Source organism: Streptomyces sp. rh34, from assembly GCF_002551245.1.
In the GTDB taxonomy this organism is placed as follows: Bacteria; Actinomycetota; Actinomycetes; order Streptomycetales; family Streptomycetaceae; genus Streptomyces.
In genome coordinates, this window is record NZ_NTGZ01000578.1 from 1 (window position 1) to 689 (window position 689).

General features: G+C 79.7%; 1 protein-coding gene. It reads left to right on the forward strand.

Going from position 1 to position 689, the window contains the following annotated elements; translation table 11 throughout:
- A partial coding sequence (locus CR470_RS38300) for a serine/threonine-protein kinase (RefSeq protein ID WP_257139080.1) occupies positions 1-689 on the forward strand: 689 nt, incomplete at both ends.

The window sequence follows — 689 nt, forward strand, 5'->3', positions numbered from 1 at the left end:
CCGAGGTGGTGGGCGCCGGCGGCGCGCTGCCCACCCCCACCGTCCGGGCGCTCGGGAGCCGGCTCGCGGAGGCCCTCGTCGCGGTCCACGGGGCCGGGCTGATCCACCGCGACGTCAAACCCGCCAACGTGCTCGTCGCCCTCGACGGCCCCCGCCTCATCGACTTCGGGATCGCCCGCCACGAGGGCGCCACCGCACTCACCGCCACCGACGCGGTGATCGGCACGCCCGGCTACCTCGCCCCCGAACAGGCGTCGGCCGGGCCGGTGGGACCGGCGTGCGACGTGTTCTCCCTCGGCTGCGTCCTGGTGTACGCGGCGACGGGCCGGCGGCCGTTCGGCGACGGCGGCGCGGCCGGCGCGGCCGGTGTGCTGTTCCGTACGGTCCACGAGGAGCCGGACCTGGCGGGTGTGCCGCCCGGGCTGCTGCCCCTGATCGCCGCCTGCCTGAGGAAGGACCCGGCCGCCCGGCCGTCGGCGAGCCGCATCGGTCACGATCTGGAGGCGGCCGGGGGAGGGAACCGCGGGCGGTCGGGGAAGAGCCCGGGGCCGGTCCCGCTCCGGCCGCCGGACCCCCGCGCGGCCTGGTCCCCCCGGGTGGCTCCGGGCGGGACTCCGGGAACGGCCCGGGACGGGGCTTCCGGGGCCGGGGCGCGCGACGGAGCCTCCGGGGCGGCTCCGGAGGCGCTG